The organism is Janthinobacterium sp. CG_23.3, from assembly GCF_046115965.1.
GTDB lineage: Bacteria > Pseudomonadota > Gammaproteobacteria > Burkholderiales > Burkholderiaceae_D > Janthinobacterium.
Genome location: NZ_JBJXIB010000034.1, coordinates 16936 through 43317 on the forward strand (window position 1 = coordinate 16936; position 26382 = coordinate 43317).

The 26382-nt window shown below is 65.3% G+C and carries 7 protein-coding genes; all 7 read right to left on the reverse strand.

Annotated elements, in window-relative coordinates; all coding sequences use genetic code 11:
• Positions 1-9: 9 nt before the first annotated feature.
• Entirely contained in the window at positions 10-1086 is a 1077-nt protein-coding gene (locus ACFDR9_RS10750; protein ID WP_409030993.1) for an HAD-IIIC family phosphatase, read from the reverse strand.
• Positions 1087-1114: 28 nt separating this feature from the next.
• Complete coding sequence (locus ACFDR9_RS10755) at positions 1115-2266, reverse strand: acyl-CoA dehydrogenase family protein (RefSeq protein WP_409030994.1); 1152 nt, start codon at positions 2264-2266, stop codon at positions 1115-1117.
• A complete protein-coding gene (locus ACFDR9_RS10760) occupies positions 2250-2507 on the reverse strand; it encodes an acyl carrier protein (protein ID WP_026133505.1) in 258 nt (85 codons plus the stop codon). Before ACFDR9_RS10760 ends, ACFDR9_RS10755 begins: the two co-directional genes overlap by 17 nt.
• 41 nt (positions 2508-2548) lie before the next feature.
• Positions 2549-3403 carry a 3-hydroxyacyl-CoA dehydrogenase family protein gene (locus tag ACFDR9_RS10765; RefSeq protein WP_409030995.1) on the reverse strand — a complete coding sequence of 285 codons (855 nt, stop codon included), beginning with the start codon at positions 3401-3403 and terminating at the stop codon, positions 2549-2551.
• 66 nt (positions 3404-3469) lie between these two features.
• Entirely contained in the window at positions 3470-8971 is a 5502-nt protein-coding gene (locus ACFDR9_RS10770) for an FkbM family methyltransferase (RefSeq protein ID WP_409030996.1), read from the reverse strand.
• On the reverse strand, positions 8961-17792 hold the full coding sequence (locus ACFDR9_RS10775; protein ID WP_409030997.1) for an amino acid adenylation domain-containing protein: 8832 nt from the start codon (positions 17790-17792) through the stop codon (positions 8961-8963). Before ACFDR9_RS10775 ends, ACFDR9_RS10770 begins: the two co-directional genes overlap by 11 nt.
• Positions 17793-17923: 131 nt before the next feature.
• Positions 17924-26368, reverse strand: a complete 8445-nt coding sequence (locus ACFDR9_RS10780; RefSeq protein WP_409030998.1) for an amino acid adenylation domain-containing protein — start codon at positions 26366-26368, stop codon at positions 17924-17926.
• Between the last annotated feature and the right edge of the window lie 14 nt (positions 26369-26382).

Consider the following 26382-nt stretch of genomic DNA (forward strand, 5'->3'; position numbering starts at 1 on the left):
ATTCTTTAATCAAACTCCGGACAGCGCCGGCGCCAAGTGGAGCTGCACATAGCCTGGCACGGCGGCAATCCCCTGCAAATCGTGTTCGAGAATCTCGGTGTTGCCATGCTTTTCCAGCGCAAGGAATCCGGCGAACTTGTAGGTCACGTACATCATGCGGTTGCGCTCGTTCAAGATCATTTCGGCGCGCAATTTGACGCCGCGCGCGCGCGCCATGTTCATCACCGAGTTCAGCAGAATGGTCCCGACCCCGCGCGACATCACCCTGCACGACATCAGCATCAGCTTGATGGTCCAAACCGTGTCGGATTTTTCAATCAAGGTCAAACCGATCTTTCCATACGGCCCATAGCGGTCCTCCAGCGCCGCCACCAGCAATTCGTGGCGGTCCGAGGTGCGGAAAAAATTTAGTTCCTCGTACGAATAGATATAGCCGGTGGTATTGAGCTGGTTGGTGCGCGCCGTCAATTCCTCCAGCCGGTGCAAGTCCACTTCCAGCGCCGGCGCCACCGAGAACGTCATGTTCAGCGCGGCGAGGAATTCCTCCTTGGGACCGGCGAAGCTGTCTTCCTCCGCGCCGCGGGCGGCGTCGTGCACATACATCAGCCTGCGGGTGCGCGATTCGTCGGTCAGGAAGCGCGGCGTCAATTCCGGCAGTTCCAGCAGGCCGCCCAAGTCGGCGGCGTCCAGGCACAGCACGGCGGGCAGCGAAAACGCCACTTCGTCGCGCTCGAAAGCCTGGTCGTCGACAAAGGCGATCGCGTCGACGCCGATGTTGAGGCGCTCGGCGATTTGCTGGATCGACGCGCTTTTCGGCCCCCAATTAATCTGCGGATACAAGAAATAGTCGGCCAGCCCCAGTTGCCGCAGGCGCGCCATCGCAAAGGCGGCGTCATTCTTGCTGGCGATCGACTGCAGGATGCCGCGCCGGTCCAGGCTCTCGATAATCTGCGCCACCCCGGGCGCCGGCGTGGCCTGGTCGCCTTCCGACAGCACGCCCTGCCATAAGGTGTGGTCCAGGTCCCACACCAGGCACTTCACTTTGCCGCGCCGTGCGTCCGGCGCCGCCATTTGGTCTCTTTGCATAAGGTTCTCGCTTGGTTTGCCGCGGCCGTTAGCGCCGATAGCCGTGCTGGGCAATCAGAATCTGCTGCATCTGAGCGCTGCCTTCGATGATGTTCATGATTTTCGCGTCGCGGAAGTAACGCTGCACCGGATACTCGCTGCCGCAGCCGTTCGCGCCGTGGATCTGCACCGCGTCGTTGGCGGCGCTTTCAACCGCCCGCGCCGCGAAGTACTTCGCGGTGGCGGTCGCCATGATCATGCCCGGGTCGCCGCCGGCGCGCAGCCGCGCGGCGTCCTCGCACAGCAAGCGCGCGGCCTGGACGTTGGTGATCATGTCGGCCATGCTGCGCTGCACCAGCTGGTGCTCCTTCAGGTATTGGCCGAAGGTCTGGCGCTGCTCCGTATAGTCGAGGCAGGCGTCCAGGCAGGCCTGCGCCAGCCCGACGCAGCCCCAGGCGATGCAATAGCGGCCTTGATCGAGCACCGAGCCGACCACCTGCGCGTAACCGAAATCGAGGCTGCCGATCAGGTTTTCCTTGCCGATCACGCATTCGTCCAGGTGCAATTGACCCAGCATCGCGGCGCGAAAGCCCAGCATGTCGTGGATAGGCTCGACCGTCAGGCCCGGCGTGTCGCGCGCCACCAGCAGCGCCGTCACCCGGCCCTCGCAATTGCCGATCACCAAAAACAGCTGGGCGATCTGGGCGAAAGAAATCCACTTCTTGGTGCCGCTGACGATGAAGGCATCGCCTTCGCGGCGCATGCTGGTTTCGACGTTTTTCGCGTCGCTGCCGACGTTCGGTTCGCTCAAGGCGAAGGCGCCGATGGTGGCGCCGCTGGCCAGGCGCGGTAGCCACCGGTCTTTCTGGGCCGCACTGCCCCACTTGGCGATCGCCGCCGACACCATCGTATGCACCGTCAGCAGGCTCAACACGGAGGCGCTGGCGTAACCGATGTCTTCGCACAGCTCGCCGAACTGGCGCGCGTCGACCGGTGCGCCGCCGTACTCGGCCGGCACATGGGCGCCCAGCATGCCCTCCGCCGCCAATTCGGCGATCAGGCCGGCCGGAATTTTCTGGTCCAGGTCGAATTGGCCGGCCTGCGCGCCGACGGCCTTGGCGATGACCTCGCGCAGGTGCTGGCGCCGCGCCGGCGCGCTTTTTTCCGCAAGCATGCTCATGGCCTCAGGAAGCTTGGGCATGTGGCGTGCCCAGCTTGCTTGAAACAAAGGCGCCCATCGCGTCAACGCTGCTGAAATTTTTCAATTCAAGGTCGGCGTTGTCGACCGCCAGCGCATACTCCTTCTCGATGAAGAGGATCAATTGCATGACGAACATCGAGTTGACAAATCCGGCCTCGAAAATATTGTCGCTGTCCTTGAACTGTTTGCTGCGGACAAAGCCGCCGATAAACGTTCTCAGTGTTTCCTTGATTTCATTCATGTGCGTTCCGTCTTCCATATAAATACCGTTCATTGCGGCTCTCAGTGCGTAGGGTAGTGATAGAAACCGCGCCCGCTCTTGCGCCCGTGCAGGCCGGCGTCGACCATTTTCTTGAGCAGCGGACTGGGTCGATATTTGCTGTCCGCGAAACACTCTTGCAGCACCTCGATCGAATACAGGATCGTGTCGAGGCCGATCAGGTCGGCGGTTTCCAGCGGCCCCATCTTGTGGCCGAAGCAAGACTTGAAAATCTGGTCGACCTGCTCCGCCGAGCTGACCTGCTCCTGGACCAGGTTGATCGCTTCGTTAATCGTCAGCATCAACACGCGGTTCGAAACAAAGCCGGGCGAATCGTTGACCAACACGAAGTCCTTGCCCATGCGCTGCAACAGGCCGGCGGTGATCTCGATCGTCGCCTCGGTCGTATGAAAGCCCTTGATCACTTCCACGGTCTTTTTCATCGGCACCGGGTTCATGAAATGGATGCCGATCACCTGCGGCGCGCGCCGGGTGACCGCGGCGATGCGCGTAATCGGAATCGCCGAGGTGTTCGCGGCAAAGACGCAATGCGCGGGGCAATGCTGTTCCAGCAGCGGATATACCTGCTTCTTGACTTCCCATTTCTCGACCACGTTCTCAATCACGAAATCGGCCCGCGCCAAGCCCTCGTACGAGGTCGTGAAGGCGATCCTTTGCATGGTCTCGCCGACGTCGCTGCGACGCCCGGACTGGTTCAACAATCCCTGGAAACGCAGGTTGTTCTTGATGTCCGTCCTGGCGCGCTCCAGCACCGCGTCGGCGAGGTCGATCAAGATCACCTCGAAACCGGATTCGGCAAGGTTCTGCGCCACCCCCACGCCCATCACGCCGCCGCCTATCACACCGACTACATTCATCTTCCGTTCTCCCATTGTTCTTGAAACGCTCAACGATCGACTACGTTCAACTGCTTTTATCTACTTTTATGCCCGGATCGCATACAGATTGGAAATGCTGGAGGTGCGATACAGCAGTTCCTGTTGCACCACGACGCGATAACCCCGCGCCTCCAGCAAGGCGCGCACGCGCTCGACGCGGCCATCCAGGTCGTGCACCTCGATGACCAGCTGGCGGATGATCCGCCAGTGCTGCGCCTGTATGCCTTCCAGCACCTCCAGCTCGCTTTTCTGCACATCGATCTTGAGCAGGTCGATGCGTTCCACGCGATGGCTGCCGATGATGTCCGACAAGGTGACCAGTTCGCATTCGTACGAGGTATCCCTGAAGCGTTCTTCCAGGATCTCGTCGACGTGGGCCATCACCTGTTGCATGCCGGGCATGCCTTCGTCGAGTTGGTTGTGCATGATCGCGCGCAGCACGTCTTTTTCATCTTCCTTGTCGGCGTGGAAAGACGACATGCCGGTGCTGTGCGGATAGAAGGTCAGCTTTTCCTTGCGGCTCAGATTGGCGACGCCACATTTGAACAAGGTGGCGTTGACCGCATACGCCTTGAGGTTCATTTGCAGCAGCTCGAAAACCGGCGGCGCCGGTTCGAATGCGTAGATCCGCGCATCCTTGCATTGATGGTGGGCGAACAGCGAGAACAGGCCGATGTTGGCGCCGACGTCGAAAATGACGGCGCCGTCATCGAGCGTGATGCCGTTCCTGAAATACACCTTCGACTCGAAAATGTCATGGTAGAAGTGGTCGGTTTCCACCTGGTTGAATTGCTGCACCACCAGCTTGTTCGGCAATTCGTAGCGGCTCGGCTCGACGCTGGTGCGGCCGCGGTCGTGGTCGGCTTCGGCGTCGGCCGGCTCGGCCGCTTGCCGCATGCGCCGCCCGACCTCGTCGTCGGACAAGGCTTCGATTTCCCGCAGCAGGATGCCTTCGACGACGCCGGAGACTTCGCCCACCGTCGCGGCCTGGAACAGGCTCTTCAGCGACAGGTCGATCTGATACGCCTCGCGCACCCGCGAAATGAACTGCACCGCCAGCAGTGAATTACCGCCCAGGTTGAAGAAATTGTCGTCCAGGCCGATCTGCTTCGAGCCGAGCAGGTTTTCCCAGATCGCCGCGACCTGTAGTTCGATGTCCGTCTGCGGCGCGGCGTAGGGCGGCCGCTGGCCGTGCGAGCGGACGGCGCCGGCCTGCTTGACCTGCTGCAGCAAGGCCGGCAGCGTGGCGCCGCGCAGCCCGTCGATCACCGCGCCCAGTTCGCTTGCGCTGACGGCAAGCTGGGCTTTGCCGGCGTGCAAGACGTCCGCCAGCACCGCGTCCAGTTGTTCCCGGTCGATCGCATAGCGTTGCCGGCCCGCCTCGATGGCGCCCGAGAGTGCCGGTGGAAAGGCCGCCGAGGCGTCGTCCGCCGTGCCCAGGCCCCGCACGTCGATGGATACCGACAGGACCGGTTTGCGGCGCGCCGCGAACAACTGGTCGGCGCAACTCTGGATATAGGCGTTGGCGCTGCAGGCGTCGAGCTGGCCGGCGGCGCCGGCCAGTCCGAGGTTGGATGAAAAGAACGCGACGAAGTCCGGCGCCAGTTGCTCCAGCGCCAGCGTCAGGGCGCGCGCGCGCTGCGTTTGCGCCGCCACGGCGGCCCCCAGCGCGGCGTTCTCGAACTGGATCAGGCCGTAGCCGAACGATGGCAGCGCGTGCAGCACGCCGGCCAGGCGCGGGTGGCGCGCCGCGACCTGCCGGTACGCCGCCGCGTCGCCGCCCTGGCCGAGTCCATCGAACAGCTCGACGCGCGCGCCCAGGTTTTCGATTTCCAGCACGCCGCGCATGGTTTCGCACAGCGCCGCCCGCTCCTGCGGCGCCGCCAGGTGGCGCGCCCACTCATCGCGCGGCGGCAACGCCGCCTGCACCATCAACAGCAGCGTCGCGCCGCCCTGCCGCGCCAGGTAGCCGGCCAGCAGGTGCGACAGGTCGCCGGCGCGATAGTCGCCGATGAGGTAGACCGCGTCTTGCCGCGGCACCGGCGGCGCCGCCGCCAGCGGCGTCAGGGCCTGGTAGGCGCGCGTCCAGCGCAGGTAGCCGCGGTACGCCGCAATGTCCCGCGGCAGGCCGCTGTCGAATTCATGCATGATGCCGTCGATCATCCGTTCGCCGGCTTGCGCCGCGGCGGAGATCGCCACGTCGATATTGCAGCAGCGGATATTCGGAAACTCCAGCGGCAGCACCCGGCAAGGTCCCAGCAGCAGCGCTTTTTCCGACGCCGCCTGTTCCTCCCCGGTGACCGCGTGGAGTCCCTCCGTCACCACCGCCAGCTGCAAGGTCGCGCCGGCATCCGCTTCGGCGGCGCCAAACGTCCTGGCCAGGCAAAGCAGGCTGGCATAGGTCTCGCCGACGTCGTCCCGCTGCGCCAGCGCCCACAGATGCAGCACATTGTGCGGCGTCACCGCGCCGTCCTTCAGCGCGGCGGCCAGCATCGCGTAGTCGTCCAGGCTGCCGGCGCGCACGGTATAGGAAGCGTCGCCCCGGCGCTCGAAGCGCTCGCCGCGACCGACCAGTACCACCAGTTGATTGCGCTGCAACAGCCGCTGCACCAGCGCGGCGGCGATCGGCCCCTCGTCCTGGAAAACCAGCCAATGGCGTCTTTCGACGGCGCGCGCAGCGTCGGCGCCGATGCGGCTGCTCGACCAGACCGGCTGATACAGCAAGCCCGCGCCCTGTTGCGGCGCGGGCGCATCGGCGCGCGCCGGCGCGTTGAGCGCGTCGATCCAATAGCGTTCGCGCTCGAACGGATACGTCGGCAGGGACACGCGCGCCGGCGTTTCATCGCGGTGATAACTGGCCCAGTCGATCGGATGGCCGAGGCACCAGAGCGTACCGATCGTGTGCGTCAGCACGAAGGCGTCGGCGGCGCCGCCGTGCGCGCCGGGCAAGGACGGCAGCGCGACGATGTTGTCGCGCGCCTGCGCCGCCGGGTGTTGCTGCAGGAAGCTGGACAGGGTCTGGCCCGGTCCCATTTCGATAAAGGTGGCGGCCGCGCCGTCGCACAGCGTCTGGATGCCGTCGCCGAAGCGCACCGTCTGGCAGGTATGCTTGACCCAGTAGTCCGGATCGGTGGCCTGCTCGGCGCTGATCCAGGTGCCGCTCAAGTTCGAAATGTAGGGCAGCAGCGGCGCCTTCAGTTCGATCGACGCGAACAAAGCCCGCAACGGCGCCTGCAACGGCGCCAGCATGCTGGAATGGAAGGCGTGCGAGGATTGCACCGGCAGGTGCGCAATGCCCCGGTTCTTCAGATGCTGTTCCAGCGCGCCCATCAGCGCGCCCGGCCCGGCCACGACCGACGCCGCCGGCCCGTTGATTGCCGCGACCGACAGGCCGTCGGCGACCATCGGCTGCAAGGCCGCGGCCGCCAGCGCGACGGCCAGCATGCGCCCTTCGGGAAGGTCCTGGATCAGGCTGGCGCGACGGGCCACGACCGTCAGCGCATCTTCCAGCGACATCACGCCGGCCACGCAGGCCGCCACATATTCACCCAGGCTGTGGCCGATCATCGCCGCCGGCCGCACGCCCAGATCGATGTAGGTTTTGGCCAAAGCGTATTCGACCATGAACAGCGCCGGATGTACCAGGCTGGTCTTGCGCATCCACGCCGGGCCGGCGCGCTCCGGCTCTTGCGCGGCGGCGCCCTGGGCCGGGCGGTTCAACATTTTGCGCAGGTCCATAGTGCCGTGCGCCGCCTCTTCCTGCGCGCCGCCTTGCGGATACAGCAGCTCGCGCAAGTCCAGGCCCAGCAGCGGGCGCAGGATGGCGGCGCAAGCGTCGATGGTTTCGCGAAACACCGGCACCTCCCGGTACAGGCCGGCCGCCATGTTGACGCTCTGGTCGCCGATGCCCGGGAACATGAAGACCACGTCGGCGCCGCCGCTCTCGCGCGCCGCGGCAACGCCGCACAGGCTGCGCTTGGGGTCGCGCAGCTCCAGCGCGGTGGCGGCATCGCCGCTGTCCTTGCACACCACCATGCGCCGGTGCGGGAAGGCCCGGCGTCCCGTCTGCAGCGTATAGGCGACGTCCGCCAGCTTGGCGCCGGGGCCGTGGCGCAGATGCCGCTGCAAATTGTCGGTCGCCGCTTCCAGCGCCGTCCCGCTCTGCGCCGACAACAGCAGCAACTGCCATTGCCGGCGGCTGTCGGCGCGCGCGCCCCGCGGCGCCTGTTCCAATATCACGTGCGCATTGGTGCCGCCGATGCCGAAGGAACTGACCCCGGCGCGCAGCGGCGCGCCGTCCCGGCCCGCCGTCCACGGGCGCAGCGCGGTATTGACGTAGAACGGCGTGCTGGCGAAATCGATGCTGGGATTGGCCTGCTCGTAATGCAGGCTGGGCACCAGCTCACGGTGCTCCAGGCACAGCGCGGTCTTGATCAGGCTGGCGATGCCGGCGGCCGCGTCCAAGTGGCCGATATTCGTTTTCACCGAGCCGATCGCGCAAAAATTGCTTTGATCGGTACCCATGCGGAACGCTTGCGTCAAGGCGCTCACTTCGATCGGATCGCCCAGCGCGGTGCCGGTGCCGTGCGCTTCCACGTAACTGATGCTGTCCGGCTCGACTTCGGCCATGGCCAGCGCCAGCGCGATGACCTCCTTCTGGCCTTCGACGCTGGGCGCGGTATAGCCGATTTTTTGCGCGCCGTCGTTGTTGATCGCCGAGCCGCGGATCACCGCGTAAATATGGTCGCCATCCTGCAGCGCCTCTTCCAGGCGCTTGAGCAGCACCACGCCGGCGCCGCTGCCGCTGACCGTGCCCTGCGCCTTCGCGTCGAAGGCACGGCAATGGCCGTCCGGCGACAAGACGCCGCCTTGCTGGTACAGATAGCCCTTCTGCTGCGGCACTTCGATGGTCACGCCGCCCGCCAACACCATGTCGCATTCGTAGTTGAGCAGGCTGCGGCAAGCCATGTGGACCGCCACCAGCGAGGTGGAACAGGCGGTGTTCACATTTACGCTGGCGCCGTTCAGGTTCAGCTTGTAGGACACCTTGGTCGGCATGAAATCGGCTTTGTTTCCGATCACCAATTGCAGTACGCCCATCGATTCCAGCAAACGGTAGTTCGGCAACAGGTTCGCGATCATATAGGTGTTCAGCCCCGTGCCGGCGTAGACGCCGATGCGGCCCTGGAAATGCTCGGCGACATAGCCGGCGTCCTCCATCGCTTCCCACGCGCATTCGATGAAAACGCGGTGCTGCGGATCGGTCAGTTCGGCTTCCTTGGGCGTGAAACCGAAAAAGGACGCGGCGAAATCCTCGGCGCCATCGAGCGCGGCGCCCGCCTTGACATACCCGGGGTCCTGGAGCAGGGCCGCGTCGACGCCCGCCTCGGCCATGTCGCGGTCGCTGAAGAAGCGAATCGACTCCTTGCCTGCGCGCAGGTTTTCCCAAAATTGCCGCACATTGGCGGCGCCCGGAAAGCGGCCGCTGAGACCGATGATCGCAATCGCGTCGGCCGGCGTTTCCATGTCTGTGTTTTTATCGAACATTGTGTGATCCATTGTGTTTTTCTCTATTTTTTCTCAAGGATTGCTTTTGCTTCGCCGCTTGCTGCTGGATTTTTTCCGCCGTCACTTGCCGGCCGCCCTGGTTTTGGTCGATGTGATCGGCCAGCGCCCTGACTGTCGGATAGGCGAACAGGTCGACCAGGGAAAGCGTCGCGCCGTTCTTCGCCAGTTCGCCGAATTTGCTGTACGCCTGCAACAGCAGCAGCGAATGGCCGCCGAGGTCGAAGAAGTTGTCGTGCACGCCAACCCGCTCCACCCCCAGCACCGTTCGCCAGACCGCCGCCACCTGCTTCTCGGTGGCGCTGGCCGGCGCCAGGTACTGCGCGGCGCTAGCCAGCGCCGCGCCTTGCGGCGCCGGCAAGGCCTTGCGGTCGATCTTGCCGTTCGGCGTCAGCGGCATCCGCGGCAGCGGCACGAAGGCCGACGGGATCATGTAGCCAGGCAGCTTGTCCCGCAGGAAGGCGCGCAGTTCGGCCGCGCCCGGCGCCTCCGCCGTCGCCGCCACCAGGTAGGCCACCAGACGCCGGTCGCCCGGCTGGTCCTCGCGCACCTGCAGCACCGCTTCGCGCACCTGGCCGTGCGCCAACAGCGCCGCTTCGATGTCGCCCAGCTCGATGCGGTAGCCGCGCAGCTTGACCTGGTGGTCGAGCCGGCCGAGGAAGTCGACCTGCCCGTCGGCGCGGTAGCGCGCCAGGTCGCCGGTCTTGTAGAGGCGCGCGGCGGGGTCGCCGCTGAACGGGTCGGCGATGAATTTTTCGCGCGTCAGCTCGGCCCGGTGCAGATAGCCGCGCGCCAGCCCGTCGCCGCCGATGTAGAGTTCGCCCGCCACGCCCAGCGGCACCGGCTCCATCCGCGCGTCGAGGATATACAAGCGGGTGTTGGCGATCGGCCGGCCGATCGACACCGCTTGCGTACTGCCCCGCTCTAGCCGCACGAAGGTCGAGTAGGTGGTGTCTTCGGATGGGCCGTAGAGGTTGTAGACACTGTCCACGCCGGCCTGGTAAATGCTTTGCACCAGCGCGTTTTGCAGCGGTTCGCCGGCCAGGCCGACCACCTGGACGCTGGCCGGTACCTGGCCCATGCGCACCAGTTCGGTCATCGCCGAGGGAACGGTGTTGATGAAGGTCAGGGCGCTCTTGTCTTGCAGCGCCGGCAGGTGCAGGGCGTTTTCAATCAGCAGGATGCGCCCGCCCCAGCTGAGCGGAACGAAGATCTCGAAGACCGACAGGTCGAAGCAGACCGAGGTCGAGGCCAGCATGCCGGCGCGTTGCTCCGGCGTGAAGGTGTCGCGCGCCCAGTGCAGCAGCGTGACGGTGGCGCGGTGCTCGATGGCCACGCCCTTCGGCTGGCCGGTCGAACCGGAGGTGTAGATGACGTAGGCCAGGTCGCGCGCGCCGGCCAGCGGCGCCGGGTTGTCGCCCGCTTCCGCCTGGCCGAGCTGCTCGTCGACCAGGGCGATGGGCGCCTGGCAGGTACTCAGCAAGTCCTGGAAGCGCGCATGCGCCAGCACCAGCGCCACGCCGGCGTCGTCGAGCATGAAGGCGATGCGTTCGCGCGGGTAGTCCGGGTCCAGCGGCAGATACGCGGCGCCGGCTTTGAGTACCGCCAGCAAGGCGACAATCAGGTCCGCGTTGCGTTCCAGGCACACCCCGACCACCGCGCCGGGGCCGATGCCCTGGCGGCGCAGCAGGTGGGCGACGCGGTTGGCGCGCTGGTTCAATTGCGCGTAGCTGAGTTCCACGCCGGCGCAGCTGAGCGCCACCCGCTCCGGTGTACGCGCCACTTGCGCCTCGAACAGCTGCTGGATGCACAGTTCGGTCGGGTACGCTTGCCCGGTCTGGTTCCACGCCACCAGCAACTGGTCCCGCTCGGCCGGCGACAACACCGTGAACTCTTCGATGCGCGCGTTGGGCAAGGCGGCGATACTCTCGACCAGGGTCTTGAAATTTTCGACCAGGCGTTCGATTGCCGCATCGTCGAAGCGACCGCGGTCGTAGCTGAAGCTGACGGACAGCCGGGCGCCGCCAACCACCGTCAGGGTCAGCGGAAAATTGGTTTGCTCGGACACCCGCACCTGGCTGATCGCCAGCTTGTGGCCGGCCCGGGCCAGCGATTCGTCGACCGGGAAATTCTCGAACACGAACAGGCTGTCGAACAAGGCCAGGCCGGATGGGATCTCGCTCCACGACTGAATCCGCGTCAACGGCGCGAACTCGAATTGGCGCATTTCAACGTTCTGGACTTGCAGCTGTTTCAGCCAGTCGATGAAATTGGCCTCGCGCGGCACCCGTGTTCGCACCGGCAAACTATTGATAAACAGCCCGATCATCGACTCGATGCCGTGAATCTCGGCCGGACGCCCGGACACGGTACTACCGAACACGACATCGTCTTGCTGGCTGTAGCGGCTCAATAGAATGGCCCACACACCCTGGGTGAAGGTGTTCATCGTAATGCCATGGCCCTGCACCAGGGCGGACAGCGATTGGGTCAAGGCCGCGCCAAAGCTGTGCTGGCGCTCGGCGTAGCCGGAGCGCTGCGGGTTGCGGCGCTCTATCGACAGCGGCGTCGGCGCGGCGAATCCGGCCAAGGCGGCGCGCCAATAGTCTTCCGCCTTGGCGAGGTCTTGCTGCTGCAGCCAGGCGACATAGTCGCGGAACGGGCGTACCGGCTCCCGGGTGTGAGGCCGCCCTTCCACCAGGCCGGTGTAATTGGCCAGCAGTTCCTGCAGCAGCGCGGCAAATGACCAGCCATCGAACAACAGATAATGGCACGTCCAGACAAAGTGGTAGGCCTCGTCCTCCAGGCGGATCAGGGCGAAGCGTTGCAGCGGCGCCTGGCTCAGGTCGAAGCCTTGACGCCGGTCGTCGGCCAGGAAGCGCTCCATCTGCAATTGCCTGTCGCCGTCGGACAGCCCGCGCCAATCCTGCCGGGCGATGGCGATGCCGCGTTTGGCATGCACCACCGTCATCGGCACGTCGACGTCTTGCCAGATCACGGCCGCACGCAAGGCGGCGTGCCGGTCAACCATGGTCTGCAGCGCCTGCTCGAACGCGTGCAGATCCATCGACGCGTCCAGCGTGCAGCGCATTTGCTGGACGTAGACGCCCGATTCCGGCGCCATCATGGCGTGAAACAGCACGCCCTGCTGCATCGACGTGAGCGGATACATGTCTTCCAGCGCGTCGTGTTGCGCGTGCCGCGCATCGAGCCAGGACTGCTTCAGTTTGACCAGCGGGAAATCGGAAGGGGTATAGCCGCCGGCGCCTTCGGTGCAGTGGCGGATCAAGCCTTGCAGATGCGCCAAATAGTTCTGGGCAAGCGCCGCCACGGTGGCGGCCGCAAAACGCTCGCCGCGATAGTCCCAGCCCACGCTCAAGCGTCCCTGGACCACGATTGCATTCACTTCCATATCGTGCGGTGCGCGGTTCGCCCGCGCGCGCTCCGACCCGTGCGGCTCCGACGCCGGCTCGAACAGCGCCGCCTCGTCCAATTCCTGGCCGGTTTGGCCCAGGTAATTGAAGCACAGGGAGCCGGCCGGCTGGCCGCTCAACGCCGGTTCATTGGCCAGGTAGCGCAACAGTCCATAACCGATGCCCTTGTTGGGCAGCGCGCGTAGTTGTTCCTTGACGGCTTTCAGGGCGGTGCCGTAATCGCGCCCGCCGCCAAGCTCCAGGCGTACCGGAAACAGCGAGGTAAACCAGCCGACGGTGCGGCCGAAGTCGGCATCCGGGAACAGATCTTCGCGACCGTGCCCTTCCACGCTGATGGTGATCGCGTTTCCCCCCAGCCAATCGGTCATTGCCAGCGCCAGGGCCGTCAACAGCACGTCGTTGATCTGGGTGCGGTACGCCGCCGGCACGCTGCTCAAAAGCAGCGCGGTGTCGTGTTCGTTCAATTCCACCGACAGCGTTCGGCTGGACCCGGCGGCGGCGACCTCGGCCGGAGCGTCGGCCAGAGCGTCGGCCAGGGCGTCGGCCGGCAGCGCGGTGTGCGCTGACGCCGCCGCCCAGAAGTCGACCTCGCCGGCCAAGGCGGCCGAGGCCGCATAGGCCGTCAGGCGCTCGCCCCACTCCTTGAACGACGAGGTCTTCAAAGGCAAGGCGATAGGCTGCCCCTTCAATCGTTGCAGATACGCCGTCTGGAGGTCTTCCAGCAGAATGCGCCAGGAAATACCGTCGATGATCAAGTGGTGGCATACCAATAACAGGCGGCTGCCCTGCCCGCCCAATTGGAAATAGCCGACCCGGAACAAGGGGCCGGCGGCCAGGTCGCACTCGGCCTGCATTTGCTGCGCGCCGGCCTGCATGGCCAGCAATTGATCGGCCGAATTCAAATGCGCCAGGTCTACGCTGGTGAGCAATTTGTCCGCCACGCTGTCCTGGTGCGCCTGGCGCCACCCGTCGCCGCTGCGGGCGAAGCCGAGCCGCAGGGCGTCGTGCTGCGCGACCAGGGCCTCCAAGGCCTCCTTGAGCACGGCCACATCGAGGCGCTGCCGCACCGTGAAAAACAGCGATTGGTTGAAGTGTTCCACCGCGGCAAGGTCCTGCGCGAAGAACCAGTGTTGGATCGGCGTCAAAGGAGCGGCGCCGTCCACCCGGCCCTGGTCCGCCGAGATAACGGCGGCAAATTCCACGACCGGCGCCAGTTCGAAAATGGTCGGATGCTGGAACAACTGCTTGGGCGTGAAATGCAAGCCGCCCTGTCGCGACCTGGCGATGACTTGAATGGCCAGGATCGAATCGCCGCCGATATGGAAGAAATTGTCCAGGATGCCGACGCGCTGGCATTTCAATACCTGCCGCCAGATCAAGGCCAGGTTTTCCTCCAATGCAGTGCGCGGGGCAAGGTACTCGACGTCGCCGCCGTCCACCTCGGGAGCCGGCAGCGCCTTGCGGTCGATCTTGCCGTTTTGCGTCAGCGGCAATTGGTCGAGCAAGACCACGGCACTTGGCACCATGTAGTCCGGCAAGCTGTTGCGGCAGTGCCGCTGCAGGGCGCCCGCGCTCACCGGGCGCGCCATGCGGGCCCGCTCGCGCAGCACTTGCAGCGACGCCAGGCCGGCCAGCACATCGGGCGTATCCATCCAGTCGACCATGCAGGCGATCTCGTCGACGCCGATATCCTTGAGCCGGTGCACCACTGGCAGACAAGTCTCAGGCGTGCCGATCAGCGACGCGCTCCTGGAGTAGCGTTCAAAAGCGAATTCAACCGCATGTTCGAGATCCTGCGCGCTAGGATTGTCGATTGAAATATTCAAGCTCTTGACCAGGGACTCCATCAGTCCCAAGTGGGCGCGCATGTAATTCATGAACGGCCCGCGCGCCTGCCGCAGCGTGCTCTCGAAGTCGCCGCCGACAAAGGTGTGCACCATCAGCGTCACCGTGCGGGTGGCCGGGTCGTGCCCGTGCGCCAGCAGGGCCGTGCGGTAAAGCTTGATTTTCTCGGCCACTTCCTCCACCGTCTGGCCAAGCAAATGGGTCAGGACATTCGCGCCGATCTGGGCCGCATACAGAAAGGTCTCGATGTTGCCGGCCGCGGTAATCCACAGCGGCAGTTCCGGCTGCACCGGACGGGGGAAGACCCGCACCTCGGAGAATTTCCCGGCGCCGTCGGCCAGCGTCACCGCCTCGCCCGCCCACAACGCTTGCAGCGTTTGAATACCGTCGCGCACGGCCGCCAGACGCGCGGCCGGTGCAAAATTCCCCGGCGCCAGGACGAAGTCGCGCGGGTGCCATCCGGCGGCAATCGCCAGCCCCACCCGTCCGTGCGACAGGTTATCCACCACCGCCCATTCTTCGGCCACCCGGGCCGGATGGTGCAATGGCAATACCACGCTGCCGGCGCGCAGCTTAACGTTCTTGGTCAGCACTGCCAGCGCCGCGTTCAGCACGGACGGATTGGGGTACAGACTGCCGACTTGATGGAAATGCCGCTCCGGCGTCCAGAGCGCTTCAAACCCATGCTCGTCGGCAAATTTAGCGGACTCCAGATACAGTTGGTACTTATTGTCCTCGGCATAGGTATCCGCGCCGAAGTAAAACAGGCTGAAGCTGATGTCGTCGGCCGCCACCGGCGCCGCCATATCGCCGGTGTGCGGCACGACATAGGCCACCAGGCGCTTGTCGCCCGGCGCGTCCTCGCGCGCCAGCACCACCGCTTCGCGCACGCCGGCGTGCTGCGCCAGCGCGGTTTCAATCTCCTCCAACTCGATGCGAAAACCGCGGATCTTGACCTGGTGGTCCATCCGTCCCAGGCATTCGATCGCGCCGTCCGGCAAATACCTGGCCAAATCGCCGGTCTTGTACATGCGGCCGCCGGTGGCGGAAAACGGGTCCGGTATAAAACGTTCGCCGGTGAGGTCGGGACGGTTCAAATATCCGCGCGCCACCCCCTCGCCGGCGATGTGCAATTCGCCCGTCACGCCAATCGGCACCGGGTTGAGGTGCTCGTCGAGCACATAAGTGCGCGTGTTGGCGACGGGACGGCCGATCGACAGGCTTGCCGCGTTCTGTTCGAAGCAATGCAGCGTCGACCATACCGTCGTTTCGGTGGGGCCGTACATATTCCAGACGGCCGGCACATGCGTCAGCAGTTGGCGGGCCAGATCGATCGGCAAGGCTTCGCCGCCGCACAATACCTTCAGCTGGTGTCCCTGCCGCGGCCAGCCATGCTCGGCCAGCATGCGCCAAGTGACTGGCGTGGCCTGCATGACCGTGACCTGCGCGCGTTCGATCAGCGCGGCGAGCTGTTGCGGGTCGTTCGCCACGGCGCCGGGGCACAGCACGGTGCGGGCGCCGCTCACCAGCGGCAAAAACACTTCCAGCACGGCGATATCGAAAGACAGCGAGGTGACGTTCAGCACCACGTCGTCGGCGGCGACGCCGGGCGTTTCCCGCATGGTGTGCAGGAAGTTGACGACGCCGCGGTGCGGCACCTGCACCCCCTTGGGCTTGCCGGTCGAACCCGAGGTGTAAATAACATACGCGATGTGCTCGCCCTCGACCGGATACTCTGGATTGCCGCCGGCATGCCGCGCCGCCATCGGCCAGTCGCGGTCCATGCAAAACAGCTGGGCCGAACAGGCCGGCAAGCCCTTGAGCAGGCTGTCCTGGGTGAGCAATACGCGCGGCCGCGCGTGCTCCAGCATATACGCCAGCCGGGCGCTCGGATAGGCCGGGTCCAGCGGCACATAGGCGCCGCCGGCCTTCAAGATGCCCAGCAGCGCGACCACCAGGTCGAGCGAACGCTCCAGGCACACGCCGACCAGGGTTTCCGTCGTGACGCCGATGCCGCGCAGATGGCCGGCCAGTTGATTGGCGCGCCCATTCAGTTCGGCATAGCTGAGCTGCTGGTCGCCGCAACTAACCGCGATCTTGGCCGGGGTTCTGCCGGCTTGTTCTTCAAATAGCTGATGAAGGCATGGTCCGCTTGGATAGTCGCGATCCGTATCGTTAAAATCGACCAGCAAGCTGCGCTTCTCATCCTCCCCGACTACCACCAGTGTCGATACCGGCGCATGCGGATCTTGGAGCGCGCTCGCCAGCAGGGCCAGGTATTGTTTCGTAAGAATTTTGACGTAATCCTCGGAAAACGCCTGCGCATCGTAGGCCAATTGCGCGTTCACCTGCTTCCCGGCACGCGCACAGGACAGCAGGATTTTAAATCTGTCGATACACGCGAAGTGTTTTTTAAACGAAAAAGACAGATCGGCGGCATGAAAGTCTTGCGGCCACGTCGTCAACTCAAAGAAGAGCGGATAGGTCCGGCCGCCCGGCGCGGCATCGGCGGCGTGAAAATACTCTTGCCACTCGTGGGCGTCGCGACAGGACTGCGCCGTCGCCATCAGTACCGTCAAAAACGGCTGATCAAATTCGACCAGCGCATGGACCGGCACATATTTGCCAAGCAAGCCCACCGCTTCCGCCACTTCGGCGTGCCGCCGGCCGTTCGATCCCAGCCGGATTGGAATATGCTGCGACAGCGTCAGGCGTGCGACCAGGCACTGCCAGCACGCGAATAGAAACGCCTCCACGGAAGTGTTCTTTTCGCCGACGATGTCGTCAATGCGTGCCATCAAGGACGCGTCAATGGCAAAGTCGACGCCGCGGGGCTGAAACGCCGCCGCCGCATACGGCGTCCGATCGAGCGGCAAGGGAAGGTCGACATACTGTCCCTGTTTCGCCCAATATCCGCGGCCGGCCGCCCGTTCATCCGACTCCAGCAACGTGTTCAGCCATTCGGACAGGTCGACATACTGAACCGGCTCGTCGGGCCGCCGCGCGCCTTGCGACAGCGACGCGTAGGAATGCCAAATTTCACGGGCCAATGTTTCCAACCCGGTTTTGTCGCTATACAGGGCCGGTAGGCACAGCAAGAACAAGCTCTTGTGTTCGGACAATATGGCGATCGCATAGTGCAGGGCCGGCCCGTCCACAAGGTCGACATGCAGCGTTGCCATTTCCTGCCACAGCGCCTCCAGGCTGGGCGCGGTAGATGGGAGATCGAGCGAAAAGTCGTATTCCTGCGCGACAAACGCCGCCTCGTCCGCCACCATCTGGCGCGGAAACCGCGTACCGGATGAGGCGATGAAGCGGGTGCGCAACACCTCATGGCGACTGACCACGTCGCGCACCGCCTTCCTTAGCCGATCTTTATCGACCGCGCCGCTGACTTCGATCGCACATTGGGAACGATAGGCCGGACTGCCATTTTCTTGTATCGACCACAGATGTTTTTGTTGAGGAGAGAGGGCGTACAGCTCCCCCGCCTCTTGAATATCGTCCATTTTCTTATCAATCATCGGCCAAACCCTCTAGTACGGATATTGTTCTTGAGGTGCCTGGCGCTGAAATTGCGCAGCCGCGGCAGTCTCGCTGTTCCCTGAAAATCAATGTTGCATATTATTACATTGATATCAATTGTGTAATATCATTATTTTTTAACAACAGTTTGCTTGTTCCTTCGTTTATTGATCAAGCCATGCAGTAGCTCTCTGTCGGCGCTGGCAAGTTGGGTATTTTTCTCCGCATTGATTACCCTCATTTTGTTGTCGAGCGCGGCTCCCAACTCGCTGACGGCAAGCTCGGTCCGGTTGGCAATTTCTTCCAGCGAAATGCCGAACATGACACTCAACTGCGTGACCGTGTAGGCATCGAACAGCTGCGCGTTACATGCCAGCGAACCCGCCAACGTCGACCCGGTTTCCGTTAGATTCAACATCACATCGAACTTCGCAACGGTCTCGTCCAGGTACAGCGGGGTCATCTGGAGATCCGGCAATGTCAAATTGACGTCGACGTTGCTCTGATAATTGAACCAGACCTGGAAAATAGGCGTATGGCTGACGCTACGTTGCGGCCGCAGCACGTCGACCAGCTTTTCAAACGGCACGTCCTGATGCGCATAGGCCTCCAGCGTGACCCGTTTGACACGTTCGAGCAGCGTCATAAAGAGCGGATCGCCGGCCAGATCGATGCGCAACACCAGGGTATTGACGAAGAATCCAATCAGCGACTCCACCTCGGTGCGGACCCGGTTGGCGATCGGCGAACCAATCACGATGTCGCTCTGGCGACTGTAGACCGAGAGCAGCGTGCCGAAGGCCGACAGCAGGGTCATAAACAGCGTCACCCCGGCTTGTTGTGAAATATGCTTGAGGCGCGTCAACAGTTCCGCGCTGACTTCGAAATGCACCATGCTGGACTCGAAGGTTTGCACCTCGGGCCGCGGCCGGTCGGTCGGCAGCGCCAACAGCACCGGCGCGTGTGCCAGTTGCCGCTGCCAATATTGCAACTGCGAGGCCCACTCCTCCCCCTGTAAGCAGGTCCGCTGCCAATGTGCAAAATCCCCATACTGGATGGGCAACTCGGGCAACGGCGATGCTTTGTTTTCCAGCAATGCCTGGTACAGCGCGCCCATCTCTCGAATCAGGATGTGCATCGACCATCCATCGAAAACAATGTGATGGGGATTCAAGAACAGCACATGCTCGCGCGCTCCCAGGCGGAACAAGGCGACTTGGATTAATGGCCCCGTGGCCAGGTCGAATCGGTGCAGCGCCAGTTGCTTCATCGCCTGGCGCATGGCGTCCTGGGCGGCATCGACGTGCCGGCCGCTCAGGTCGACGAGTGGGATGTCCAGGTTGAACGCCACGCCCACTTTTTGCGTCGCCTGGCCGTCCACCTCGGGGAAGGTGGTACGCAACACTTCGTGGCGCCGGATGATTTCATTGAAGGCCAGTTGCAGCAGCGCCGTGTCGAGGTGGCCTTCCAGCCGGATCGCCGCCGGCATGCTATAGGCCGGATTGGCGCCTTCGAAGCGATGCATGAACCACACACCCTGCTGGGCAAAAGACAGCGGCAGCGGCGCGTCGCGGGAAACCCGGGGGATAGCGGATACCCGCCCGCCCGCCTGGGCGCGCAAGGTGTCGATGCGCTGGCTGAATTCAGCCAGGCCGGGCGCCTGGAACAGCGTATGCAACGGTATGTCGATGGACACCGCGTCGCGCAGGCGCGCCACCAGCTGAATCGCCAGCAGCGAATGGCCGCCGAGGTCGAAGAAGTTGTCGTGTACGCCAACCCGCTCCACCCCCAGCACCGTTTGCCAGACCGCCGCCACCTGCTTTTCGGTGGCGCTGGCCGGCGCCAGGTACTGCGCGGCGCTGGCCAGCGCCGCGCCTTGCGGCGCCGGCAAGGCCTTGCGGTCGATCTTGCCGTTCGGCGTCAGCGGCATCCGCGGCAGCGGCACGAAGGCCGACGGGATCATGTAGCCCGGCAGCTTGTCCTGCAGGAAGGCGCGCAGCTCGGCCGCGCCCGGCGCCTCCGCCGTCGCCGCCACCAAGTAGGCCACCAGACGCCGGTCGCCCGGCTGGTCCTCGCGCACCTGCAGCACCGCTTCGCGCACCTGCCCGTGCGCCAGCAGCGCCGCTTCGATGTCGCCCAGCTCGATGCGGTAGCCGCGCAGCTTGACCTGGTGGTCGAGCCGGCCGAGGAAGTCGACCTGCCCGTCGGCGCGGTAGCGCACCAGGTCGCCGGTCTTGTAGAGGCGCGCGGCGGGGTCGGCGCTGAACGGGTCGGCGATGAATTTCTCGCGCGTCAGCTCGGCGCGGTGCAGATAGCCGCGCGCCAGCCCGTCGCCGCCGATGTAGAGTTCGCCCGCCACGCCCAGCGGCACCGGCTCCATGCGCGCGTCGAGGATATACAAGCGGGTGTTGGCGATCGGCCGGCCGATCGAGACCGCTTGCGTACTGCCCCGCTCCAGCCGCACGAAGGTCGAATAGGTGGTGTCTTCGGACGGGCCGTAGAGGTTGTAAACACTGTCCACGCCGGCCTGGTAAATGCTTTGCACCAGCGCGTTTTGCAGCGGTTCGCCGGCCAGGCCGACCACCTTGACGCTGGCCGGCACCTGGCCCATGCGCACCAGTTCGGTCATCGCCGAGGGCACGGTGTTGATGAAGGTCAGGGCGCTCTTGTCTTGCAGCGCCGGCAGGTGCAGGGCGTTTTCAATCAGCAAGATGCGCCCGCCCCAGCTGAGCGGGACGAAAATCTCGAAGACCGACAGGTCGAAGCAGACCGAGGTCGAGGCCAGCATGCCGGCGCGTTGCTCCGGCGTGAAGGTGTCGCGCGCCCAGTGCAGCAGCGTGACGGTGGCGCGGTGTTCGATGGCCACGCCCTTCGGCTGGCCGGTCGAGCCGGAAGTGTAGATGACGTAGGCCAGGTCGCGCGCGCCGGCCAGCGGCGCCGGGTTGTCGCCCGCTTCCGCCTGGCCGAGCTGCTCGTCGACCAGGGCGATGGGCGCCTGGCAGGTACTCAGCAAGTCCTGGAAGCGCGCATGCGCCAGCACCAGCGCCACGCCGGCGTCGTCGAGCATGAAGGCGATGCGTTCGCGCGGGTAGTCCGGGTCCAGCGGCAGGTACGCGGCGCCGGCTTTGAGTACCGCCAGCAGGGCGACGATCAGGTCCGCGTTGCGTTCCAGGCACACCCCGACCACCGCGCCCGGGCCGATGCCCCGGCGGCGCAGCAGGTGGGCGACGCGGTTGGCGCGCTGGTTCAATTGCGCGTAGCTGAGTTCCACGCCGGCGCAGCTGAGCGCCACCCGCTCCGGTGTGCGCGCCACTTGCGCCTCGAACAGCTGCTCGACGCACAGTTCGGTCGGATACGCTTGTCCGGTCTGGTTCCACGCCACCAGCAACTGGTCCCGCTCGGCGTCCCGCAGCAGCGGCAGGTCGGCCACGCGCGTGCCGGGTTCGGCCACCACCGCTTCCAGCAGGCGCGTCAAATGCCCCGCCATACGCTGCATCGTCGCCGCGTCGAACAGGTCGGTGCTGTATTCGAAGGTGTTGAGCAATTGCCCACCCTCTTCCCGCACATTCCAGGTCAGGTCGAACTTGGCCGGCGCCTCCGCACCGGGCAGTACTTCGATGGTCAAGCCCGGCAGTGCCAGCCCGCTCATCGGTGCGTTCTGCAACGCCAGCATCACCTGGAACAGCGGCGCATGGCTGGCGTGGCGCTCCGGGTTCAGCGCCTCGACTAGCTGCTCGAACGGCAGGTCCTGGTGCGCGTACGCGCCCAGCGCGGTGGCGCGCACTTGTTGCAGCAAGTCGCTGAACGCGGCATCGCCGTCAACCTGGGTGCGCAGCACCAGCGTGTTGACGAAGAAGCCGATCAGCGGCTCCAGTTCGGCCCGTTGGCGATTGGCGATCGGCGTGCCGATGCAGATGTCGCTTTGCCCGGCATGGCGGGCCAGCAACACATTGAAGGCCGCCGCCAGGGTCATGAACAGCGTCGCCCGCGCCTGCCGGCTGAGCGCGTGCAGGCCCGCCGTGGTCGCTTGCGAAATGACGAACGGCAGGCTGGCGCCGCGATAGCTTTGCGATGCCGGACGCGCACGGTCGGTCGGCAGCGTTAGCAGGGTCGGCGCGCCGCCCAGTTGGTTTTTCCAGTAGGACACTTGCTGTTCCAGCGCCTCGCCTTGCAGCCATTGCCGCTGCCACTGCGCGAAGTCGGCGTACTGGATCGCCAGTTCCGGCAGCGGCGACGCCCGCTGTTGCGAGTAGGCCGTGTACAGCGCGACCAGTTCGCGCACCAGGACGCCCAGCGACCAGCCGTCGGAGGCGATGTGGTGCATCGTCAGCAGTACAATATGTTGCTCCGGCTCCAACCGGATCAGGCGGGCGCGCAGCAGCGCGCCGCCGTCCAGGTCGAACGGGGTTTGCGCCTCGTCCTGCGCCAGCCAGCCGGCCTTGGCTTCGCGTTCGGCGTGCGGCAGGCCGCTCAGGTCGGTGTGCGCCAGCGCGCAGGCGGCGGCGGCGGCGATTATTTGCCGCGGGTTGCCGTCGACGCTGGCGAAACGGGTGCGCAGCGCTTCGTGGCGCCGCACAATCTCGTTGAGGCTGCGTTCCAGCGCGTCGCCATCGAGGCTGCCGCTCAGACGCACCGCGGCGGGCACGTTGTAGACCGCGCCGCCAGACTCGAACTGGTCGAGGAACCACAGGCGTTGCTGGCCGAACGACAACGCCAGCGGGGCGTTCCGATCGGCCGGCGCAATGGCGGGAACGCCGGCGCCTTGTTCCCGGCGCGCTTGCACGATGCGTTGCGCCAGCGTTTCAATGGTGGTGGCGTCGAACAGCGCGCGTAGCGGCAGTTCCAGCTGGAAGGCGGCGCGCAGCTTCGACACCACTTGCGTGGCCAGCAGCGAATGGCCGCCGATATGGAAGAAGTGTTCGTGCACGCCGATCTGTTCGTGCTCGCCGCGTTGCAATACCTCGGCCCAGATGCCGGCCAGGATTTCCTCCTCGGGCGTGCGCGGGCCGACATAGGCAAGCTCGCTGGAAGCGAGGTCCGGCGCCGGCAGCGCCTTGCGCTCGACCTTGCCGTTCGGCGTCAGCGGCATCCGCGGCAACAGCACGAAGTGCGCCGGAATCATATAGTCCGGCAAGGTCCGCGCCAGCGCGGCGCGCAGCCGCGCCGTGTCCGCCACGTCCGCCCCTGGCCTGTCCTCGTGCGCGACCAGATACGCCACCAGCCGCTGCTCGCCCGGCGCATCCTCGCGCGCCAGCACCACCGCTTCGCGCACGCCGTCTTGCGCCGTCAGCGCCGCTTCGATTTCGCCCAATTCGATGCGCAAGCCACGCAGCTTGACCTGGTGGTCGAGCCGGCCCAGGTACTCGATCTGCCCGTCGGGCAGGTAGCGCGCCAGGTCGCCCGACTTGTACAGCCGCGCGCCGGGCTGCGCGCTGAACGGGTGCGGAATGAATTGCGCGGCCGTCAGGTCGGGGCGATTGAGGTAGCCGCGCGCCAGCCCGACGCCGCCGATGTGCAGCTCGCCCGCCACGCCGGCCGGCACCGGATTCAATTGCCGGTCCAGGATATAGATCTGGGTGTTGGCGATCGGCGCGCCGATGGGTACGCAGGCCAGTTCCGCATCGTCCCGGCAACGCCAGAACGTGACGTCGACCGAGGCTTCGGTCGGGCCGTACAGATTGTGCAGGGCGGCCTGGGGCAGTTGCGCCAGGCAACGCTGTTGCAAGGCCAGCGGCAAGGCTTGGCCGCTGCAAATGAGCAGGCGCAGGCTGCGACAACGCGCCGCCTGCGTCGGCGTTGCCAGTGTTTGCAGGAACACGTCGAGCATCGGCGGTACGAAGTGCAGCGTCGTGACGCCTTGTGCCTCGATCAGTTCGGCCAGATAGGCCGGCTCCTGGTGTCCGCCCGGTTTCGCCACGACCAGCGTGGCGCCATGGGCCAGCGGCCAGAAGAATTCCCAGACCGAGACGTCGAAACTGAATGGTGTCTTTTGCAAGACCCGGTCGGCCGCCGTCAAGGCGTAGGCTTCCTGCATCCATTGCAAGCGGTTGACGATACCGGCCTGGTCGATGCCGACGCCCTTCGGTTTGCCGGTCGAGCCGGAGGTGTAGATTACATATGCGAGGTTGCGCGGCAGCGCGCGCGCCGGCGGATTCTCGGCCGGATAGGCGGCCAGCGCGGTGTCCTGGGTGTCGAGACAGAAAGCCGGGCCGGCATGCGCCAGGCGTTCCAGCACCCGCCGCTCACCCAGCAGCACCACTGGAGCGGCGTCTTTCAGGATAGTGGCGAGGCGTTCGGTGGGATACCCCGGGTCCAGCGGCACATAGGCGCCGCCGGCTTTCAGGATCGCCAGCAAACCGGTCACCATGTCCAGCGAGCGCTCGGCGCAGATGCCCACCAGGCGGTCCGGGCCGACGCCCTGCTCGCGCAGGTAATGTGCCAGGCGGTTGGCGCGCCCGTTCAGTTCGGCATAACTGAGTTCCCGCCCTTCGAACGCCACGGCCACCCGGTCCGGCGTGCGCGCCGCTTGGGCTTCGACCATGCCCTGCAGCGTATCCCGGGGATAGACGCGCGCCGTGTCGTTCCAATCCACCAGCAACTGGCGCCGCTCGGCGTCCGGCAGCAGCGGCAGGTCGGCCACGCGCATGTCCGGCTCGGCCACGACCGCGTCCAGCAGGCGCGTCAAACGCCCCGCCATCCTTTCTATCGTTGTCGCGTCGAACAGGTCGGTGCTGTATTCGAACGCGCTCAGCAATTGCCCGCCCTCTTCCCGCACATTCCAGGTCAGGTCGAACTTGGCCGGCGCCTCCGCGGCTGGCAACGCTTCGAGGGTCAGGCCCGGCAGCGCCAGTCCGCTCAACGGTGCGTTTTGCAACACCAGCATCACCTGGAACAGCGGCGCATGGCTGGCGTGGCGCTCGGGGTTCAAGGCCTCGACCAGTTGCTCGAACGGCAGGTCCTGGTGCGCGTACGCGCCCAGCGCGGTGGCGCGCACTTGTTGCAGCAGCTCGCTGAACGCGGCGTTGCCGTCAACCTGGGTGCGCAGCACCAGCGTGTTGACGAAGAAGCCGATCAGCGGCTCCAGTTCGGCCCGTTGGCGATTGGCGATCGGCGTGCCGATGCAGATGTCGCTTTGCCCGGCATGGCGGGCCAGCAACACATTGAAGGCCGCAGCCAGGGTCATGAACAGCGTCGCCCGCGCCTGCCGGCTGAGCGCGTGCAGGCCCGCCGTGGTCGCTTGCGAAATGACGAACGGCAGGCTAGCGCCGCGATAGCTTTGCGATGCCGGACGCGCACGGTCGGTCGGCAGCGTTAGCAGGGTCGGCGCGCCGCCCAGTTGGTTTTTCCAGTAGGACACTTGCTGTTCCAGCGCCTCGCCTTGCAGGTATTGCCGCTGCCACTGCGCGAAGTCGGCGTACTGGATCGCCAGTTCCGGCAGCGGCGACGCCTGCTGCTGCGAGTAGGCCGTGTACAGCGCGACCAGTTCGCGCACCAGGACGCCCAGCGACCAGCCGTCGGAGGCGATGTGGTGCATCGTCAGCAGCACAATATGTTGCGCCGGCTCCAGCCGGATCAGGCGGGCGCGCAGCAGCGCGCCGCCGTCCAGGTCGAACGGCGTTTGCGCCTCGTCCTGCGCCAGCCAGCGGGCCTTGGCCTCGCGTTCGGCGTGCGGCAGGCCCCTCAGGTCGGTGTGCGCCAGCGCGCAGGCGCCGGCGGCGATTATTTGCCGCAGGTTGCCGTCGACGCTGGCGAAACGGGTGCGCAGCGCTTCGTGGCGCCGCACAATCTCGTTGAGGCTGCGTTCCAGCGCGTCGCCATCGAGGCTGCCGCTCAGACGCACCGCGGCGGGCAGGTTGTAGAGCGCGCTGCCGGATTCGAACTGGTCGAGGAACCACAGGCGTTGCTGGCCGAACGACAACGCCAGCGGGGCGTTCCGATCGGCCGGCGCGATGGCGGGAACGCCGCCGGCGCCTTGTTCCCGGCGCGCTTGCACGATGCGTTGCGCCAGCGTTTCAATGGTGGTGGCGTCGAACAGCGCGCGCAGCGGTAGTTCCAGCTGGAAGGCGGCGCGCAGCTTGGCCATCACTTGCGTGGCCAGCAGCGAATGGCCGCCGATGTGGAAGAAGTGTTCGTGCACGCCGATCTGTTCGTGCTCGCCGCGTTGCAATACCTCGGCCCAGATCCCGGCCAGGATTTCCTCTTCGGGCGTGCGCGGGCCGACATAGGCAAGCTCGCTGGACGCGAGGTCCGGCGCCGGCAGCGCCTTGCGCTCGACCTTGCCGTTCGGCGTCAGCGGCATCCGCGGCAACAGCACGAAATGCGCCGGAATCATGTAGTCCGGCAAGGTGTGCGCCAGCGCGGCGCGCAGCCGCGCCGTGTCCGCCACGCTATCTAGCATGTCCTCGTGCGTGACCAGATACGCCACCAGCCGCTGCTCGCCCGGCGCATCCTCGCGCGCCAACACCACCGCTTCGCGCACGCCATCTTGCGCCGCCAGCGCCGTTTCGATTTCGCCCAACTCGATGCGAAAGCCGCGGATCTTGACTTGGTGATCCATCCGTCCCAGGCATTCGATCGCGCCGTCCGGCA